Origin of the sequence: Micromonospora sp. MP36, from assembly GCF_008119785.1 — a bacterium.
In the GTDB taxonomy this organism is placed as follows: domain Bacteria; phylum Actinomycetota; class Actinomycetes; order Mycobacteriales; family Micromonosporaceae; genus Micromonospora.
In genome coordinates, this window is sequence record NZ_VSFA01000004.1 from 211,601 (window position 1) to 230,762 (window position 19,162).

12 protein-coding genes and 1 pseudogene are annotated in these 19,162 nt (G+C 75.6%); 5 read left to right on the forward strand and 8 right to left on the reverse strand.

The window, feature by feature from the left end:
* Positions 1-48: 48 nt before the first annotated feature.
* The 3 genes from FXF52_RS07420 to FXF52_RS42905 all read right to left on the reverse strand — a co-directional run bounded on the left by FXF52_RS07420 (position 49) and on the right by FXF52_RS42905 (position 5,037).
* Positions 49-822 carry an adenosylcobinamide-GDP ribazoletransferase gene (locus tag FXF52_RS07420; protein ID WP_148794729.1) on the reverse strand — a complete coding sequence of 258 codons (774 nt, stop codon included), beginning with the start codon at positions 820-822 and terminating at the stop codon, positions 49-51.
* The gene (locus tag FXF52_RS07425; protein ID WP_148794731.1) at positions 812-2,779 is read right to left on the reverse strand and encodes a bifunctional adenosylcobinamide kinase/adenosylcobinamide-phosphate guanylyltransferase; all 1,968 of its coding nucleotides are present in this window, start codon (positions 2,777-2,779) and stop codon (positions 812-814) included. The genes FXF52_RS07420 and FXF52_RS07425 overlap by 11 nt, the downstream gene beginning before the upstream one ends.
* Before the next feature lie 83 nt (positions 2,780-2,862).
* Entirely contained in the window at positions 2,863-5,037 is a 2,175-nt protein-coding gene (locus FXF52_RS42905; protein ID WP_255471788.1) for a serine/threonine-protein kinase, read from the reverse strand.
* 147 nt (positions 5,038-5,184) lie between these two features.
* On the opposite strand from FXF52_RS42905, the gene FXF52_RS07435 reads away from it, so the two are divergent.
* Positions 5,185-5,385 carry a hypothetical protein gene (locus FXF52_RS07435; RefSeq protein ID WP_148794733.1) on the forward strand — a complete coding sequence of 67 codons (201 nt, stop codon included), beginning with the start codon at positions 5,185-5,187 and terminating at the stop codon, positions 5,383-5,385.
* Positions 5,382-6,179, forward strand: a complete 798-nt coding sequence (locus tag FXF52_RS07440; protein WP_148794735.1) for a site-2 protease family protein — start codon at positions 5,382-5,384, stop codon at positions 6,177-6,179. Before FXF52_RS07435 ends, FXF52_RS07440 begins: the two co-directional genes overlap by 4 nt.
* Positions 6,180-6,282: 103 nt before the next feature.
* Here FXF52_RS07440 and FXF52_RS07445 read toward each other — a convergent pair whose 3' ends face one another.
* Complete coding sequence (locus FXF52_RS07445; protein WP_148794737.1) at positions 6,283-7,281, reverse strand: aldo/keto reductase family protein; 999 nt, start codon at positions 7,279-7,281, stop codon at positions 6,283-6,285.
* 130 nt (positions 7,282-7,411) lie between these two features.
* The gene (locus tag FXF52_RS42910) at positions 7,412-12,142 is read right to left on the reverse strand and encodes a WG repeat-containing protein (RefSeq protein WP_255471789.1); all 4,731 of its coding nucleotides are present in this window, start codon (positions 12,140-12,142) and stop codon (positions 7,412-7,414) included.
* Between the two features lie 161 nt (positions 12,143-12,303).
* Here FXF52_RS42910 and FXF52_RS07455 point away from each other — a divergent pair, with 161 nt between their 5' ends.
* Both FXF52_RS07455 and FXF52_RS07460 read left to right on the forward strand, forming a co-directional pair.
* Complete coding sequence (locus FXF52_RS07455; RefSeq protein WP_148794739.1) at positions 12,304-13,155, forward strand: ABC-2 family transporter protein; 852 nt, start codon at positions 12,304-12,306, stop codon at positions 13,153-13,155.
* The gene (locus FXF52_RS07460; RefSeq protein WP_255471791.1) at positions 13,148-13,960 is read left to right on the forward strand and encodes an ABC transporter permease; all 813 of its coding nucleotides are present in this window, start codon (positions 13,148-13,150) and stop codon (positions 13,958-13,960) included. The genes FXF52_RS07455 and FXF52_RS07460 overlap by 8 nt, the downstream gene beginning before the upstream one ends.
* A 120-nt stretch (positions 13,961-14,080) precedes the next feature.
* Here FXF52_RS07460 and FXF52_RS07465 read toward each other — a convergent pair whose 3' ends face one another.
* The 3 genes and pseudogenes from FXF52_RS07465 to FXF52_RS44000 all read right to left on the reverse strand — a co-directional run.
* The gene (locus FXF52_RS07465) at positions 14,081-15,217 is read right to left on the reverse strand and encodes an RNA-guided endonuclease TnpB family protein (RefSeq protein WP_148794741.1); all 1,137 of its coding nucleotides are present in this window, start codon (positions 15,215-15,217) and stop codon (positions 14,081-14,083) included.
* Positions 15,218-15,957: 740 nt separating this feature from the next.
* Positions 15,958-16,734 carry an exo-alpha-sialidase gene (locus tag FXF52_RS42420; RefSeq protein WP_222870440.1) on the reverse strand — a complete coding sequence of 259 codons (777 nt, stop codon included), beginning with the start codon at positions 16,732-16,734 and terminating at the stop codon, positions 15,958-15,960.
* Between the two features lie 55 nt (positions 16,735-16,789).
* Positions 16,790-17,236, reverse strand: a pseudogene (locus FXF52_RS44000) (exo-alpha-sialidase); the annotation flags it as partial.
* 279 nt (positions 17,237-17,515) lie between these two features.
* On the opposite strand from FXF52_RS44000, the gene FXF52_RS07485 reads away from it, so the two are divergent.
* A complete protein-coding gene (locus tag FXF52_RS07485; RefSeq protein WP_148794746.1) occupies positions 17,516-19,147 on the forward strand; it encodes a hypothetical protein in 1,632 nt (543 codons plus the stop codon).
* Positions 19,148-19,162: the final 15 nt, after the last annotated feature.

Sequence of the window (19,162 nt, forward strand, 5' to 3'; positions counted from 1 at the left end):
CGTGCCGGTGCCTCGTCCTCGAACGCTACCCGCCCGGACGGGTGACGCTCAGCCGGACAGCACCAGTCCCAGGTAGGCCAGCGTGGTGACGATCTCCACGGTGGCCCCGAGCACGTCGCCGGTGATCCCGCCGAGCCGGCGTACCACGTGCGCGAGGAGCCCGGCCGCGACGGCGAGCGCCGCGACGACGGCGAGCGGCCCCTGCCACGGGCGGCCCGGCACCGCCGGCACGGCCAGCAGCGCGACGGCGACCGCGCCGGCCACCAGGGCGACCGGCCCCACCGTGCCGGCCACCAGCGCGCCCAGGCCCTCCGGCCGGGCGGCCGGCACCCCGCGCCGGCAGGCCAGGCCCACCCCGAGCCGGCCGGCGGCCGTGGCGGCGGACACCGCGGCGAGCGCCGCCGGCCACGACCGCCCGGCCAGCTCCGCGAGCACCGCCGCCTGCAGCAGCAGTACGACCACCAGCGCGACCACCCCGAACGGGCCCACGTCCGGCTTCTTCATGATCTCCAGCGCCGCCGCGCCCCGCCGGTACGACCCCAGCGCGTCCACGGTGTCGGCCAGCCCGTCCAGGTGCAGGCCGCGGGTGAGCAGCGCGCCGAGCCCGACGGTGACCGCGGCGGCGACCAGCGGGGGAGCGAGGGCGGCGGTGAGCAGCAGCACCGCCGCGAGGAGCGCGCCGAGCAGGGCACCGACCGCCGGGGCGAGCGCCATCGCAGTGCCCGCCGCGGCCCGGTCGACCCGGCCGCTGCGCACCGGCAGCGTGGTGAAGGTGGTGACCGCCAGCCGGATCCCGTCGGCGAACCGGGACTCAGTCGGCACGCCGGTCGGGGGACTCCGACACCGCGACCGGCTCATCCGGCTCGGCGGTCGCGGGCCGGCCGGGTCCCGGCCCGGCCGGCTCCGGCTCGACCGTGGTCGGCCCCGGGCCGGCCGGCTCCGGCTCGGCGAACTCCGGCTCGGTGGCGGGCGTCAGAGGCTCCGGCTCGGTGGTGGTGGGCCCGGGGCCCGCCGGCTCCGGCTCGGTGAACTCCTCGTCGCCCTCGCCGCGCAGCGACGGGTGCACCGGCAGGCCGGCGGCGAGCGCCAGCACCGAGCGCAGCAGCGGCAGGGTGGCCAGTGCCGTCGCTCCCTCGCCGAGGTTGAGCCGCAGGTCCACCAGCGGGGTCAGGCCGAGCACGTCGGCGGCGAGCCGGACGGCGGGCTGCCCGCCGTGGTCGGGCAGCAGGCACCAGTGCCGGGCCTGCCCGGCCAGGTCGCGGCTGACCAGGCCGGCGGCCACGCCGACCGGGCCGTCCAGCAGCACCGGCATCCGCCGGGCGGTCGCCCCGAGCAGCACGCCGGTGGCCACCGCGATGTCGCCCCCGCCCAGCTCGGCCAGTACGTCCTTGGCGTCGCGCGGGCTGCGGCGGGTGCGGTGCAGGGCGTCCCGCACCGCCGCGCAGCGGACCATCCAGGCCGCGTCGTCGATCAGGCCGTGCTCGTTCACCACCCGGCCCAGCACCGCCGGGGGCTCCGCGCCGGCCGTCGCCGCCAGCACCGCCGCGGCCGCCGCCTCGGTGCCGGCGCCGCACGCCGCCAGCACCAGCAGCTGTACGCCCGCGTCGGCGGCCTGCTCGGCCAGCCGCCAGCCGTAGCGCAGGGCCGACTCGACCTGCTCGGCGGAGAGCGCCGGCCCGTCCTCCATGGCGGCGGAGGCGGGCGCCTCGACCACCTGGAGGCCGGCCCCGCTCTCGGCCGCCAGCCGGGCGAGCGCCCCCTGGCCGGCCCGGGCCTGCCGGGCGCGGCGGGCCGATTCGTCGGGCGCCACCCCGGCCGACGCGCCACCGGCGTGGTCACCGTGCAGCAGCAGTACGCGCACCGAGCTCCACGGCGCGGGGGTCGGGGTGCCCTGGGTGGCGGCGGCGAAGCTGACAACCCGGTCCAGCACGCCCAGCCCGGCGCCGGGCAGGTCCAGGGTGGCGAGCCGGTCGACCGCCTGCGGGCCCGCGTACTCGTCGGGCATCGGCAGTTCCATGCCGGGCTGGATGGCCAGGCCGGTGGCGACCATCGGCAGCGCCATGGTGGGGGCGGCCCAGGCAGCCTGCTCCGCCACCGGCGCGGGGGCCGGCGTGGGCGGCGCGGCCGGGGTGAGCACCTCGGGCAGCGCCTCGTCCGGCGCGACGCCCGGCGCGGCGGGGGCACCCGCCTGGCCGGGGCCGATCTGCGCCGGGACGGCGGCGTACGGCGCGCCGGCCGGCTTCAGCCACGCGGCCTGACCGGCCACCACCAGCACCACGGCGTCGCAGGCGTCGGCGACCGCCCGGTTGGTCGTGCCGAGCGCGTCGGTGAACGCCCGGCCCAGCGGGGTGGTCGGCACCAGGGAGAGCCCCACCTCCGGGCTGACCAGCACCAGCCGGGCGGCGCTGGCCCGGACCGCCGCGGCCAGCTCGGCGATGGTGGCGGAGTCGTCGGCGGGCTGGTGGGCCGGGTCGAGCAGCACGGTCACCCAGCCGCCCAGGTCGTCCACGAGCAGCGTCTCGTTCGGCCCGGCCGCCGCGATCACCTCGGCCAGCCGGCCCGGGTCCGCGGCGGTCTCCTCGGTGGTCCAGCTCCCCGGCCGGCGGGCCCGGTGCGCCGCCAGGCGGGTCGCCCACTCGGTGTCCTCCGGATCCCCCTCGGGGGCGGTGGCCACGTAGCGGACCGTGGGCGCGTCGGCGACCAGCGATTCCGCGAACTCAGACTTGCCGGACCGGATACCGCCGAGCACCAGGAGTGTGTTCCACCCGTCAACGGACATGCCCGTACCTTACGGCCGGCCGGCCGGTCACCGCCTGCCGGCCCGGGCGGGTTCCCAAGTGCCGCCCCCGGCGCCGGGCGGCGTCAGCCGCAGTGTTCGAAGGGACTGCCGTAGCTGGCCCCGCCCACCGACCCGCCCCACTTCACGCAGGCCTTCGCGGCGCCTGCCCGGACCGGCCCGGCGTAGTACTCGAACGCCCCGCTGTCGGTCTCGCGGGCCTTCCCCTGCACCTCCAGGTACGCCGACACCGCGGTCGCCCGGCCGACGTCGGTGTCCTTGAGCGTGACCACGCAGTTGGCCCCGCTGGACGTGTTGTAGAGCAGGTAGACCCGACCCTTGCGGACGCCGCCCGCGGTCAGCGTCGCCGAGTCGATCACCTGGTAGCCGCTGCCGCACGCCTGGCCGGCGGTGTACGGGTTGGGCTTCTGCGGAGCGGTCGTCGTGCTCGTCGGCCTCGGTGCCCCGGTGCCGCCGGCGGCCGGTCCAGCCGAGGCGCCGGCCGACGGGGTGGCGGCACCCGGCGCGGCGTGACTCGGACCGGCCGAGGGCGACCGGCTCGGCCGACCGGTGGGGCTCGCCGCGGACGCGGACGCCTCCCCGGTGGCCGGCACCTCCGACTGCCCGGGATCGGCGAGCGCCGACTCGCCGGTCAGTGCGGTCGGGCCGCCCGCCGGTGGGTCCTCGTCACCGGAGCGCAGCGCCGCCACCGCCACGGTGGTCGCCAGCGCGACGAGGACGACGCCGGCTGCCCCGGCCAGGGCGAGGATCCGTCCCCGCCCCCGGCGCCCCGTCGGCTCCTCCAGCGTCGGCGGTACGCCCGAGCCGGCGTGTCGGTCCTGCTCCGGGCCGTACCCGCCGGGGCGCGGACCGGGTTGTGCGACCCCGATCGACCAGGCGGGGCCGGCCGGGGGCGGACCCGCGGGCCCGGCACCACCGGGCCGGCCGGAGGTGGGGTGGGCGGGCGGCCCGGACGGGCCGCCGGAACCGGCCCCCGTGCCGGGGGCGGCACCGGCGGCCCAGCTGATACCCCCGGCCGGGCCGGGCTGTCCCGGCCCCGGGGAGACGCCGGCGGCCGGGCCGACCCCGGCGACCGGGCCGGGCTGGGCCGGGCCGACTCCCGCGACCGGGCCGGAACGTTCCGGGCCGGCGGCATCCGGGGCGAAGGTCGGGGCGGCGGTTCCGGCACCGGACGCGGGACTGGGGCGGGCGCTGTCCGCGTCGGCTGGGCCGGCGGTGGCACCGGGCACCGGGCCAGGACCGGTGGGGGACCCGGCGTGGGCGTGGCCGCCCGATGGCGTACCCCCGGCGAGGCCCGGGGTGGCGGCGGGACCGGCCGTGGCGTCCGGCGTCGGGAGCACGGCGGGCCCCGGCACGGCCGGGCCGGCCACCGCCCACGGCGGGCGGGGCGGGACGGCCATCCTGGCCATCGTGGCGTCCCGGGCGTCCTGGGCGGCCTCGGCCAGGGCGGCCCCGGTCGGGTACCGGTCGCCGGGGCGCTTCGCCAGCGCCCGGCGGACCACCTCCACCACCGCCGGGGGCGTGCCCGCCGGCAGCGGCGCCGGCTCGTCCTGGGCGTGCCGCAGCGCCACCTGGAGCGGGTTGTCGCCGTCGAAGGGCGGCCGGCCGGCCAGGCAGTAGTAGGCGACCGCGCCGAGCGCGTACACGTCGGTGGCGGCCGAGACGGCCTGGCCGGTGGCCTGCTCCGGCGACATGTACGAGGCGGTGCCGAGCACCATGTGCGCGGCGGTGATCCCCGCCATGGTGTTGGCCCGGGCGATGCCGAAGTCGACCAGCACCACCGTGCCGTCCCGCTTGACCAGCAGGTTTCCGGGTTTGACGTCCCGGTGCACGATCCCGGCGAGGTGGGCGGCGTGCAGCGCGTGGGCGGCCTGCGCCACCACCGACATGGTGGACGCCGGGTCGAGCCGGCCGGCCCGGCGGATCCAGGTCACCAGCGGCTCGCCGTCGACGTACTCCATCACCAGGTAGCTGACCCGGCTGCCGTCGGCGAGGGTGGCGGAGCCGGCGTCGTGCACCTGCACGATGCCGGGGTGCCGCAGCGCGGCCAGCATCCGGGCCTCGGCCTGGAAGCGGGTGGTGAACTCGGGGTCGGCGACCAGCGACGGCAGCAGCACCTTCACCGCGACCTCGCGGCCCAGCAGGGTGTCCGTGCACTTCCAGACGGCCCCCATGCCGCCGGTCGCGATGCGTTCGTTCAGCCGGTAGCGGTCGCTGAGCACGACTCCTTCAGTGAGCACCGCGCCACCGTACCGGCCGGCCGGTACCCGGCATGATCCAGCGGGGGCCGCGTCCGGCACGTGGTGCCCCGGAGCCGTTGCCCGTCCGGCCGACTACGCTTGCGGGGGTTCCGACCCAGGGACGACGGCGGCGAGGGGAGACGCGGCATGGCGTGGAGCTGGCGGTACGAGGGCGCGAACGGCGAGTCGGCCGACGGGCCGACCGAGTCGTTCGGCAGCCAGGCGGACGCCGAGTCGTGGATCGGCCAGACCTGGCGGGAGCTCGCGGCGTCCGGCGTCACCTCCGTCGCGCTCGTCGAGGACGACCGGGTGGAGTACCGGATGAGCCTGCTGCCCCCCGCCGAATGATGGGCTACGACCGCCCGGGCGAACCGCTGGTGCTCGGGGTGCCCCGCGCGGCGTTCCGGCCCAGCGCGATCTTCCTCGCCCTGGTCGCGCTCTTCGTGACCAGCGGCGTGATGACCTGGAACGGTTACGGCAACGTCCGGTTCAACGTCTTCCTCTTCGTGGTCTCGGGCTGGCTGGTCTCGCTCTGCCTGCACGAGTACGGCCACGCGGTGGTCGCGTACCGGAGCGGGGACCGGGACATCGCCCACCGGGGCTACCTGACGCTCAACCCGCTGAAGTACACCCACCCGTTGCTGTCGATCGTGCTGCCGGTGCTGGTGGTGCTGCTCGGCGGCATCGGCCTGCCCGGCGGCGCGGTCTGGGTGGACCGGCACGCCATCCCCGGCCGGCTGCGACACAGCCTGGTCAGCCTGGCCGGCCCGGCCATCAACGTGCTGTTCACCCTGGTCCTGCTGGCGGCGCTGTGGCTCGGGTACGGCACCGTCGGCCCGCTGCCGTTCTGGGCCGGGGTGGGCCTGCTGGCGTTCCTCCAGCTCACCGCCAGCGTGCTCAACCTGCTGCCGGTGCCCGGGCTGGACGGCGGCAACATGATCCAGCCGTGGCTCAGCCCGCAGTACCGCCGGATGTACGACCTGTTCGCCCCGTACGGCTTCATCCTGCTGTTCGCGCTGCTGTGGAGCCCGCGGATCAACGGCTGGTTCTTCGGCGCGGTCTTCGGCGTGGCGGACTTCCTCGGGCTGCCGCCCCACCTCTATGCCCTCGGGTTCGAGCTGATCCGCTTCTGGCGGGGCTGACCGGGCGGCGGGAGCCGCCGCGCAGCGGCGGGGCGCCCATGCCTCGGCGTACCCGGGAAGGGGCCCGGGCCGGCGCGGCGGCCGCGCCGGCCCGGGGAGAGCGTCACGGGCGCTGCGCCGGGCTCTCGGTCTTCGCCGGGTCCCGCTCGGTGATCGGCTCGACGATCTCGTCGATCGCCTTGAGCAGGTCGGCGTCGAGCTTCACGCCCGCCGCCTTGACGTTGTCGTGCACCTGCTCCGGCCGGGACGCCCCGACGATCGCCGAGGAGACGTTCGGGTTCTGCAGCACCCAGGCGACGGCGAGCTGCGGCATGGTCAGCCCGGCCTGCTCGGCCAGCGGCTTGAGCCGCTGCACCCGGGTGAGCACCTCGTCGTCGAGCCACTTGGCGATGAACCCGGCACCGGACTTCTCGTCGGTGGCCCGGGAACCGGCCGGCGCCGGCTGGCCCGGCAGGTACTTGCCGGACAGCACGCCCTGGGCCATCGGCGACCAGACGATCTGGCCGACGCCCAGCTCCTCGCAGGTGGGGATCACCTCGGTCTCGATGACCCGCCACAGCATCGAGTACTGCGGCTGGCTGGAGACCAGCGGGATGCGCAGCTCGCGGGCGAGCTGGTGGGCCTCGCGGATCTGCGACGCCTTCCACTCCGAGACGCCGATGTAGTGCGCCTTGCCGGAGTGCACGACGTCGGCGAACGCCTCCATCGTCTCCTCCAGCGGCGTGCTGTAGTCGTAGCGGTGGGCCTGGTAGAGGTCCACGTAGTCGGTCTGCAGGCGGCGCAGCGAGCCGTTGATCGACTCCATGATGTGCTTGCGGGACAGCCCGCGGTCGTTGCGCCCCGGACCGGTCGGCCAGAAGACCTTGGTGAAGATCTCCAGCCCCTCGCGACGCTCGCCCTTCAGCGCGCGGCCGAGCACCTCCTCGGCCCGGGTGCCGGCGTACACGTCGGCGGTGTCGAAGGTGGTGATGCCGGTGTCCAGGGCGGCCCGCACACAGGCGGCCGCGGCCTGCTCCTCGACCTGCGAACCGTGGGTGATCCAGTTGCCGTACGAGATCTCGCTGACCATCAGGCCCGAGCGGCCTAGGTGTCGGAATTCCATACCTCGACCCTAGACCCGCCGGATCATGGTCACCGCGAGGCACGACGCGGGTGTGACGATGCTCAGCGAGGGCGTCCCGCGTACGGGCGGCCGGCCACTCCTCCTCAGCCCAGCCGCACCGCTGCCGGGGTCAGAGCACCGGGGTGGTGTCGGCGAGCAGCCGGTCGATCTCGGCGATCACCGCCGCGCGTCCGGGGTGCACCGGGTCGATCAGCGGCTCGCCCCGGCGGTCCAGCGCGCCCCAGCGGCCCGAGGCGTCCCCGACCAGGAAGGCGACCGGGTGCACGACCAGCGCCGGGTACGCCGGCGCGACCAGCACCCGGCCGCTGCGGTCCACCACCCCCCGGCGACCGGCCAACTCCACCACGGCCAAACCCTCCTCGGTGAAGCCGTCCACCTGCCGGCCGTCGGCCAGCGCGGTGGTGAAGCCGTGGTAGCGGGTCGGCACGACGACCTGGCCGGTCCGGTCCACCGCGCCCCAGCCGCCGTTCTGCCGGACCGCCGCCAGCCCGCCCCGGAACGGCCGGACGTCCTCGAACCCCGGCGGGATCTTCACGATGTTGGTCGGGTCGACCGCCATCCATCTGCTCTTGCCGTCCATCGACACCCAGGCCAGCCCCTCGGAGAAGGAGGTCACCGCCCGGTAGCCGTTGTTCGCCTCGATCAGCGCCGCGCCTGCGGTGTCGATCAGCGCCCAGCGGGACGCCTCCGGGCGGCGTACCCAGGCCACGCCCTCGTGGAACGGCTGCACCTCGGCGTACCGGTGCTCGACCACTAGCTCGCCCTCGTCGTCCGCGTACCCCCAGAGCTGCTGCTCCTCGTCGAAGGTCGGCACCGGGTACCGCTCGCGGCCCAGGAGCGCCTCCCGGGTGCGCGGCTTCGGCCCGAAGCCGTCGGTCGCGGCCCGCGCGGTGACCGCGTCCAGGGCCACCGCGGTACGCGCATTCAGCTCGGTGTCCTCGTCCTGGCGCAGGTCCAGGGCCCGCTCGAAGTGCAGGCACGCCTCGGTCAGCCGGCCCTGGTCGTAGCAGGACCGGCCGGCGTGCTCGTGCAGCGCCGCGCGCAGCCGGTCGGGCAGCTCCGGCGAGTTGGCCTCGGCGAAGAGCCGGTCGGCCTCCGCGTGCTCGCCCCGCCAGCGCAGCACCTCGGCCAGCCGCGCGCGGGCCAGCGCGGTCCGCCGCAACTCGCCGGTGGCCTCCGCGTACGTGAGGGCGAGCCGGGCGTCGGCGACGGCGTCCTCCAGTTCGCCGAGGATCCGGGACGCCACCGAGCGCAGGCTCAGCAACCGGGCCCGGCTGCGGTTGTCCAGCGCGCTGCCGAGCTTCGTGGTGAGTCCCTCCCGGACCTCGCGCAGCGCCTCCGGATCGGGAGCCTCCTCGCGGAGCGTCTCCGGGTGCAGCCGCCACCGGAAGGCGGCCAGCGCCTGCTCCGGGTCCGCCGGACGTACCTCCCGCCGTTCGCTCTCCGCCACCGGCTGCTCCGCCGCCGCCTCGACGGCGACCTGCGCCGGAGGTGCGGATACCTGTGCTGGCGGTGTGGCGGCCTGCGCCGGTGGCGCGGAGGCCTGTGCCGGTGGCGCGGAGATCTGGGCCGGTGGTGCCGAGACCTGTGCCGGTGGCGCGGAGGCCTGGGCCGGTGGTGCAGGCACCTGTGCTGGCGGGGCGGATACCTGGGCCGGTGGCGCGGAGGACTGGGCCGGCGGGGCGGAGGTCTGGGCTGGCGGCGCGGACACCTGGGCCGGTGGTGCGGGCACCTGTGCTGGCGGTGTGGAGGCCTGCGCCAGCGGCGCGGAGATCTGGGCCGGCGGCGCGGAGGACTGGGCCGGTGGCGCGGGCACCTGGGCCGGTGGTGCGGACACCTGGGCCGGCGGCGCGGAGATCTGAGCCGGTGGTGCGGAGACGGGCGGCGCCGCTGGCGTGGGCGCCTCGGCCGGAGGTGCCCACGCGGGGGGCGCGGACACCTGGGCCGGCGGCGCCGACACCGGCGGCGGGCCCCACTCGGCGGGCGGGCCTGACCCGGGCCGCACCGAGGGCGCGGGGCTTTCCGCACCGGCCCGGGCGGCAGCGCCGGCGGCCGGGGACGGCGTGGGGCTCCCCGACCGGGGCTGAGCGGGAGCATCCGGCGCGAGTGGTGCCGACGCGGGCGAGGCGGCGACCGGCTCCGGGGCGTCCTCGGGAGCCGTTGGTTCCGGCGTGGACGACGCGGCGGCAGGGGCCGTGAACTCGGGCGGCGCGGAGGCGGCGGGGGCTCCGGACTCGGCCGGCGCGGACGCCTCCGGGGCGGGGCGGGCGGCGGCCGGCACCGGGTCGTCCAGCGGCACCCGGTCGTCCGGCGGCACCCGGTCGTCGGGCGGCACCGGGCCGGCGGGGGGCTGGGCCGAGGCGGGGGAGTGGTCCGGCAGGACGGACTCGCCGGCGGGCCCGTCCGGCGTCGAGTCGACGTCGGCCGGGTTGGCGCGGGTCGAGGGCGGGGGCGGCACCGGCGCGCTGACCGGCCGCGCGGCCTGTGGGTCGACCGCCTGGGCCGGCGCCACCGGCCCGCTGACCGGCCGTGCGGCCTCCGGCTCGACCTGCCGGGCCGGAGGTACGGGCTCGGGTGCGTCTGGGCGCGCCGGGGGAGCCTCGCCCACCGGGGCGGCCGGGGGCGGTACGGGGTGGCTCGGCCGGAACCAGCCGTCCGCCTCCTCGACCGGCCGGCCGGTGGCGGGTGCGCTCGCCGCGTCGTGGTCCGACCGGGCCGGCCCCGTCGCCTCGGGGCGGCCGCCGGTCTCCACCGGGGCGGGCCCCGGGGGCATCTCGGCCGCCACCGTGGCGGGCGTCGGGGCCACCCCGCCCGTCGGCGGCGCAGACACCAAGGCACCCGGCCGAGGAGCCGCGGTGGGTGCCGGCTGTCCGGACGGACCGGCGGTCGGCGCCGGTTGCGCGACCACGTCGGCCGATGGGGGCAGGTCGGCAGTCGGAGGCGTAGCGGTGCCGGGCCCACCCGGTGGGGACGCCGGGGAGACAGCTGGCGCCGACCCGGGTGTGGGCGGACGTGCCGCTGCGTCGCCGGGCGGGGCGGTCGGGCCGGCGGCCGGAGTGCCACCGGGCGCGCTGGAGACCGGAGCCTCGGCGGGCGACAGCGCCGGGGCGGGCGACATGGCCTGCGGCGGTTCCGGCGGGGTGGGCCGGTCCCGCGGCTCGTCCGGGCGAGCCGGTGCCGCCGTCGGTCGTTCCCGCACGTCGTCCGGACGGGTACGGGCGGCCGGCTCGGCCGGTGGACGCCAGCCGTCGCCGGGGCGGGCCGGACCGGGCTCCGCCGGGCGGCCCTGCCGCGGCTCCGGGTGCCGGCGGAACGCCGGCCCGTCCTCGGCGTGGGGGCCGACCGGTTCCGGACGGGGACGGTCGTACCGGGGGCCGACCGGTTCTGGACGGGGACCGTCGTACCGGGGTGTGGCCGGATCGGGGCGCGGACCGTCGTACCGGGGGGCGGCCGGATTGGGACGGCGACCGTCGTACCGCGTCTCCTCGCCCGGGCGCGGCGGCGGTCCGTCCGGGCGAGGCCGGTCGGGGGCGGTCGGTGGGCGGTGCCGCTCGTCGGGCCGGTACGCGGCCGGCTCGGTCCGGGGCCGCCGCTCGACGACCGGCCACTCCTCGGCGTGCGGGCGCGCGGGGGCGCCCGGCGGACGCTGGCCGTCCCACCGGTCGCCGGGGCCGAAGGCGGCGGGACGCGGTTCGCCGTACCGGCCGGGCTCCGGGCGGTACGGATCCACGGGTCGGCGCGGACCGTCCGGCGCAACCGGCGCGTCGCGGTACGTCTCGGCCCGCGCGGCGGCCTCCCGGCGCGGGTCCGGCTGGCGGCGCGGGCCGTCGAAGCCCGGATCGCGCCGGTCCGCCGGTTGTCCGAAGCTGGGGTTGCGGCGCCCGACGTCGGACTCGCGCCGCTCGCCCCGGCCTTCGAAGCCGTGCCCACGCCCGTCGGCGGGCGGCTCGAAACCGGGGTCGCGCCGGTCCGCCGGGCGCTCGAAGCCGCGCTCCCGGCGGTCGGCCGGTCCGTCGTAGGCCGGCTGCCGCCGATCCACCGGGCCGGGCGGGGCGGCGGCGGGCCGCCCGTCCGCCGTGCCTCGGCGCTGCTCGGACCAGGGCGGTCGCGGCTGAGGGCGGTGCGGGAACTCATCGGGCTCCGGGAGCCAGCCGGGTTCGGGAGCGGGGGAGACCGGCCGGTGCGCCTCCGGCGGCCGCCGTCCCGGCTCGGGGCGTACCCAGCGCTGGTCGTACCGGTCGTCCGACCGGCCCGGGGCACGCTCCGGCGTCCGCTCGTGCGGGTCGTACCGCTCGCCCGGCTGCGGGGCGGGGCCGCGCCGGGATCCGTCGCCGGGCGCGCGCTGGTCCGCCCAGGGCCGCCGCCCGTCCGGCTGCGGCTCCTCCGCGCCGCGCCCGTCCGGGTACCCGCGCCCCTCGCCCGGACCGCGCGGTCCCGGGTAGCCCCCGCGCCGCTCGTCCGGACCGGCCGGGCTCACCGGGTACGCGCCGCGCCGCTCGTCGGGACCGGCCGGGCTCACCGGGTGGCCGCCGGGTCGCTGGTCCCGGTCCGGCGGGCGGCCGCCGGGGCGGTCCGCCGGGGCCGGGCTCACCGGGTACGCGCCGCGCCGCTCGTCGGGGCCCGCCGGGCTGACCGGGTACGGGTCCTCGGCCCGCGCGGGGCTGACCGGCACCTCGGCCCGGCCGACGACGGCCCGGCCGCGTGGCGCGGGTGGGGTCAGGTACTCGACGCCGATGTCACCGGGGTAGCGCTGCCCCGGGAACTGCGGCCGCCACTCGTGGGTGGGTTCAGCGGCCCAGGACGGCTCGGCCGGCTCGCGCCAGCGGTCCCAGCCGCTCATCGGGAGATCCTCTCGCCGCCCGCGCGGCGCGGCCCCGGGGCCGGCTCGCGTCGCTCGCTCACGGCGATGTCACCTCGTTGGAAATTGTCGCGCTGGGCGCCCGACGCGCCGGTAGAGTCGCCCGGTCCGGCACGTCGTGGCTGCGGAAGGAGGGTAGCGGCGTGGGCTCTGTCACCGCCACTGTGGCACCGCCCACGGACTCAAACGTTACCCGATGGTTTCGGACATTCAGCGCCATAGTGGGATCTGGGTTTCGGCGTCACGCCACCTACCGTCAGGCCGCCGTGGCAGGCGTGGTCACCAACAGCGTCTTCGGCTTCCTCCGCTACTACATCTTCCTCGCGGCGGCCGGCGCGGCGGGCCAGGTCGCCGGCTACGACCGGACCCAGCTCGCCACCTTCGTCTGGGCCGGCCAGGGGCTGCTGGCGGTGGTAGCGATCTGGGGCTGGACCGAGCTGGCCGACCGGATCCGGACCGGGGAGATCGCCGCCGACCTGCTCCGCCCGGTCCACCCGGTGACCAGCTACCTCGCCACCGACCTGGGCCGCGCCGGGTTCGCCTCGCTGTCCCGGCTGCTGCCGCCGGTGCTGATCGGTCTGCTCTTCTTCGACGTGTACCTGCCGCGCCGCTGGGCCACCCTGCCACTGTTCGCGCTCTCCGTGCTGCTCGCCGTGGTGGTCTGCTTCGGCTGCCGTTACCTGGTCAACGCCACCGCGTACTGGTTGCAGGACGTCCGGGGTCCGCTGATCCTCTGGACGCTCTGTTCCGGCGTGCTCGCCGGCCTCTACTTCCCGCTCGGCTTCCTGCCCGGCTGGCTGGAGGCCACGCTGCGGTACGGCACCCCGTTCCCGAGCCTGCTCCAGATCCCGCTCGACGTGCTGGTCGAGCGGGATCCGGCGCCGATGCAGGTCGGCCTCGTCGGGGTGCAGCTGGGTTGGGCCGTCGCGCTACTCGCCCTGTGTCGCCTGGTGCAGCGCCTGGCCGAGCGCCGGATGGTGGTGCAGGGTGGGTGAACAGCGGCAGGTGGTGCAGGCGTACCGCGCGCTGCTCGGCGCGCAGGCCCGGTCGCAGGCCGCGTACCGGACGTCGTTCGTGGTGGACCTGGTCGGCAACGTCGGGGCGACCGTGTTCGACGTGGTCACCGTGCTGGTTCTCTTCGGGGTCACCCGCGAGCTGGGCGGCTTCACGCTCCGCGAGACGCTGGTGATCGTCGGCCAGTCGTCGTTCGCGTTCGCCACCGCGGACCTGCTGGTCGGCAACATCGAGCGGCTGCCCCGGTACGTCCGCACCGGCCTCTTCGACGCCGTACTGGTCCGTCCGCTGGCCGCGCTGCCCCAACTGCTGCTGATGGACCTGCCGCTGCGCAAGGTGTCACGGGCGGTCTTCGGGCTGGCCGTGCTGGTGGTGGCGCTCGCCTCGGCCGGTATCCAGTGGACGCCGGGGCGGGCGGCGTTGGCGGTGGTCGCCCCGTTGGCCGCCGTGGTCTTCTTCGGCGCGGTCTTCGTCACCACGGCCACCGTGTCGTTCTACTGGGTCGACTCGGGCGAGCTGGCCAACTCGGTCACCTACGGCGGGCGCGACTTCACCTCGTACCCGATCACCGTCTACGGCGGCTGGTTCCGCGCGCTCTTCGCGTACGGGATGGGGTTCGCCTTCGTCAGCTACCACCCGGCGCTGGCGCTGCTCGGCCGGGCCGACCCGCTCGGCCTGCCGGCCTGGGTCGGCTGGGCCGCGCCGGGCGTCGCGCTGGTCGCCGCAGCGATCGCCACCCTGGCCTGGCGCGTCGGGATCCGCCACTACCGGAGTACGGGGTCTTGACATCCTCCCGGCCCTGGAGGTCGGGATTCTCACGGTCACCCGTGAGGTTTCCTGTTTCATCGCCGGCTGCCTTTCCGGGAGGATTTTCCCTTGAGGTCTTCTGTCAGCTCCGCAGGCGTTTTACCTCTCCGCCAGCCCGGCGGCGAGGATGTTGCGCGCAGCGTTGATGTCCCGGTCGTGCTCGGCTGCGCAGCCCGGGCACGTCCAGACACGCTCGTTGAGGGTGAGGGTGGTGTTGATCCGACCACAGGTCGAGCAGGTTTTGGACGTGGGCAGCCACCGGTTGACGGGGATCACCTCACGCCCATACCACTGGGCTTTGTACTCCAGCATGCTGCGGAACTGACCCCAGGCCGCGTCGGAGATGACGCGGGCCAGACGCCGGTTGCGGAGCATGTTGCGCACGCTGAGGTCTTCGATCGCGACCGTTTGGGTCTCACGGACGAGTCGAGTGGTCAGCTGGTGCAAATGGTCCCGACGCCGGTCGGCGATCCGGGCGTGAATCCGGGCCACCTTCAGTCGGGCCTTCGCCCGGTTCGCGGAGTCCTTCTGTTTGCGGGACAGGTTCCGCTGCGCCTTGGCCAGCTTGCGCCGGTCGGCCTGCCCGAACCGCGGATTGGCCACCTTGCCCCGCTCATCGCTCACCCCGGGCATCGGACGGGACAGGGTGAGCAGACTGGTGATACCCGCATCCACACCCACCTCCGCCGCGGCGGACGGCAGCGGCTTCACCGTCGGGTCCTCCACCAGGATGGACACGAACCAGCGGCCGGCGGCGTCCCGCGAGACGGTGACCGTGGAGGGTTCCGCCCCTTCGGGCAGGGGCCGGGACCACACGATGTTCAGCGGGCTGGTCATCTTGGCCAGGGTGAGCCGGCCGTCACGCCACCGAAACGCGGAACGGGTGAACTCCGCCGACGCCCTGGATTTGCGTTTGGACTTGAAGCGCGGGTACCGGGACCGCTTGTCCCAGAACGCCACGAACCCGGCCTGCAGATGCCGCAACGTCTGCTGCAACGGCACCGACGACACCTCGTTCAGGAACGCCAGCTCATCGGTGCGTTTCCACTCCGTCAGCCACCCCGACGACTGCACATACGTGGTGCGCTGACGGTCGACGGCCCACGCCCGGGTCCGGGCCTCCAACGCCCGGTTGTACACCAGACGCACACACCCGAACGTCCGGTTCAACAGCTCGGCCTGCTCAGGAGATGGATAGAAGCGGTACTTGTACGCCCGCTTCACCACCTCACCCACGCCTCACAAGTTACCGTCCATGTACGACACTCATCCCAAGGGAAGGGGGCGGCGTTTCCTCCCGGCCCTGAACGGCCGGCTTTCCACGCCGCAAATCCGATGACTGGCGACGCCCACGATCAACTGCAGGTCGCCGATGAGCTCGGCGTACCCGCGCAGCCGCCGCCGCGAGCCGATCGTCCGGCTCGCCGTGGTTGCCTACCGGTCGCGAGCCGCGTCGACCACCTTCTGGAACCGGCTGAGGCGCGGATCGTTCGGATTGCGCGCCATCGCATCGATCAAGTCCGCTGTCGTGCGGCAGGCCGCGCCGGGTCAGCGCCACCGGCCCGGCGCGGGGCAGCAGCAGGCCGGCGAGGGTCGCGGCGAGGCCGGCGAACAGCCAACCGGCCACCCGCATCGGAATCTGTCCCGCCGCGGGGGGCGAACGACTGGTTTGCCACCACGTACTGCCCGACCGCGAACAGACCGGGCAGCACGATCGCGGCGCGCACCGCGGCCCTGGGCGCGCTCCGCTCGGGATCAGCCAGCGACGCCGCCACCCGGCCGAGACGCCGCCAGGGGTCGCGGATACCGCCATGTGCCGCCGGTCCGCCGGTTCGCCCGATCTGGCTTTCCGGCCGACGGTCGGCGCCGCGTCGTCGCTCGCCCTCGGGCTCCCCCATCACGCCGATGTAGCCAGCAGCGCCCCTGCTACACCCGCGACTCTAGGACCCTGGCGGAGATATGTGCCCGAACCGCCCCTAAGCGTCGCTCCCGACCAGTTGGGCCGGGGCCCGCAGGTAACGGATCGCCCGCCGGTGGTGGGTGAACGCGACGTGCAGGTCACCCGCGCCGTCCACCAGCAGCGACGGGTAGCTCAGCTCCCGGTTGATCCCGTCGCGGGAGTTGTTCGACAGGGCGTACCCGTCGCCGTCGGCCAGCAGTCGGCGCCGCGGCCAGGTCGACCCGTCGTCGGCGGACACGGCGAGGGCCAGGGGTGCGCGGGGCGCGCCCCAGAAGGCGGTCCGATCATCGTCACCGTCCCCGGCCGATCGCACCTGCGGTACGGCATCAGCGACGATTCCCTGTCCGTCGATCTCGTCGTAGAGGGAGACCCGCCGGGCGACCGCGTCGCGGCGACTGCTGTCGTTGAAGGCCACGGCGGTCAGGCCGCCGGGCAACGCGACCGCCTGGATGGAGGAGTTGTTGTTCGGCAGGCTGGTGGGGCGCGGCGGTTCCCAGGTGATCCCGTCCGGCGAGGTGCTTCGGTACACGTGGTCGGCCCAGCGGCTGCGGAAGTACGCCGTGAGGCTCCCGTCGGGCCGCGGCACGATGTTCATGTGGACTCGTCCGGTCGATGCCGGCACCGGCGCCTCCCGCCAGCTGCCGCCGCCGTCGTCGGAGAACCACACGCTGCTCGTGTCGTGCTCCCCGCTCCACGCCCGGCCGGCGAGCCGCGGGCAGGCGAAGCCGAGCAGGTCGAGGTTGGTGGCGGAGTGCTGTCCGGATAGCCCGGTGACCAGCAGGATCGCCGCCACGCCGGCGGCGATCGTCCAGTCTCTGACACCGATCCGTCGGCGGCAGGACGACCGGGGGCTGCCGCACGAAGATGCCGCCGTGCGGGGAGGACAGCAGGTCCCGCACCGGCCCCCAGGTGCGGCCCGAGTCGGGCGAGACGCGGGCGCGGACCACCGCGGTGTCCTGGTCTCCGGCGTGCTGCGCGGTGTGTAGCAGCCACAGCTCGCCGGTGGGCGCGGCGAACAGCACCGGATTCTGCTCCGAGCGGGTGGCGTCGTCGCTGAGCGGCACCGGATCACTCCACCGGTCGGTGCCGGCCGGCAGGCGGGAGAACCAGACGCTGATGTCGGCCACCCCCTCCTGCGTACCGCCGAACCACACGCAGCCCAGGTCGCCGTCGGGCAGCACCGCCGGGTTGGCCGCGTGGGACTGCACTGTCCGGGTGGGCAGGTAGGCCTCGCCGGGGCCGTCGGGCCGGGCCCGCACCAGCCAATCGGTGGCCAGCGGGGCGGGGGCGCTCACCGCGCACCAGCCGCGGCGCGCAGGTGGTCGGCCGCCGCGCGTTCCAGGTGTACGAGGTCCGAGGAGACCGTGGCGAAGGTGAAGCCCTCGGCCAGCCGGCGGGCGGCGTCCGCGTCACCGACCGATATACCGCGGCCGGCGACGGGCCGGCTGGCGTTCGGCGGCGCCCCGCAACGACGGCGGGCCGGGGCGACGGATGACCGATCTGCTCGTTCAGCCCTATGCAACGTGCAAACGCGGGAGAGTCGGCGCAGAACTGCATGTACCGGAGGAGGACCCGTGCCACCAACGCACCGGCGGCTGTTGGCGCTGCTCGGGATCGCCGCGGCGGTCCCGCTGGCTGAGGTCCTCGTGCTGGTGCTGGTCGGGTTCATCACGGCCGAGGGGCTGGCGCCGCAGAGTACGGCGGTCTGGCCGTACGACTCCTACCACGACATGCGCTGGCTGCTCGTCTACCACAACTCCTGGCTCATGTTCGGCTCCGGGCTGCTGGGTCTGATCGCGCTGCGTGGGCTGCTGTCCGCGACGATAGTCAGCCTGGCCTGGCCAGCGCGCAGCCCACGGCCGGCGTACCGGGCGCTGCTCCTGCGCAACGTCGGGGTAGCGGCGTTCGGAGCGGTCCTCGTCCTGCCGTACGCCGCCTACGCGATAGCCGCGTCGGTGGTTTCGCTGTCCTGGTTCCTGTTCTCCGCCCTGATTCCGATGCTGCTGCTCGCCCCCTTCCTGCAGCGGATGTCGGTGGGCCCGGGATGGTGGCGCGGGCTGCCGTCGATCGAACTGGTCGGCTGGTCGCTGCTCGACTTCGTGGTGATCACCGTTCTCGGCGGGCTGGTGTGGCGCACTCCGGAGGTGTGGACGCCGCTGGTCACCATCGCCGCCGGCGCGCTCAACGGTCTGCTCTGGCGGCAGACGGTGCGCGCGGCCGTCCTGCAACAGCGGGTACGTTGGGCGCGGATGCCGGTAGTGCCGATCGTCGTGGTGCTCGCCCTGGCCGTTCCGCTGGCGTCGCAGGTGATCTCCCAGCCCCGCAACCAGGCCAACACCCTCATGGCGCCGATTCTCAACCAGCCGCTACCGCCGCAGGTGCCCTACGCGGTGATCGTGCTCGACGGGCACGACTCGGCGTACGACGGCCGGCCCACGGCGGATCCGAACCTGGAGCGGTTCTCCTACCTCGGCCTGGACTCAGCTGGCCGTCCAATGCCGTACCGGTCGGACGCCACTCACCGGTCGCTGGAATCCAGCTCACAGCTGCTCGCCGCGCAGATCGAGACGCTCCACCGGCGGACCGGACGGCCGATCGCCCTGGTCGCACGGAGCGAGGGGGTGATGGTGGCCCGCACCTACCTGCGGGACCGGCCTGACTCTCCGGTGCGGGCGCTGGTGATGTTCAGCCCGCTGGTCCGCGCCGGGCGAACCTACTATCCCCCACCGGAGGCCAATGCCGGCTGGGGGCTGGCCGCCGGGTGGCTGCTGCGGGTGATGTTCAAGGTGACGACCATCGGCAACCGGGCTGCCAGCACACCCGACGAGCCGTTCGTCCGCTCACTGCTGGACGGGGCGACCTTCTACCGCTACCAGATCCTGTGCCCGGTCCCGGGCGTACGTGTTGTCGCCTTCCTGCCGACGGTGAGCGCCGCCGAGGCCCCACCCGGCCAGAAGCTCCAAATCCCGGTGGTCGAGGTACCGACCTTCCACGCGGGAATCATCGGCCGAAAGGGCACCGACGACGTGCTGATCAGCTTCCTCGCCGGCGCGAACGTCAACCACCCTCGCCGCGAGTTCGGCCCGCTCCAGCAACTGGGGGATGCCTGGCATGCCCCCGCCCTGGCGATCCAGCTGAACCCGGTATGGCGGCCCACCGCGCCACCCGGCCCGCCGTTCAGCATGGCCCGCTTCTGCGCCAAGTAAGAGATCCTCAGGTCT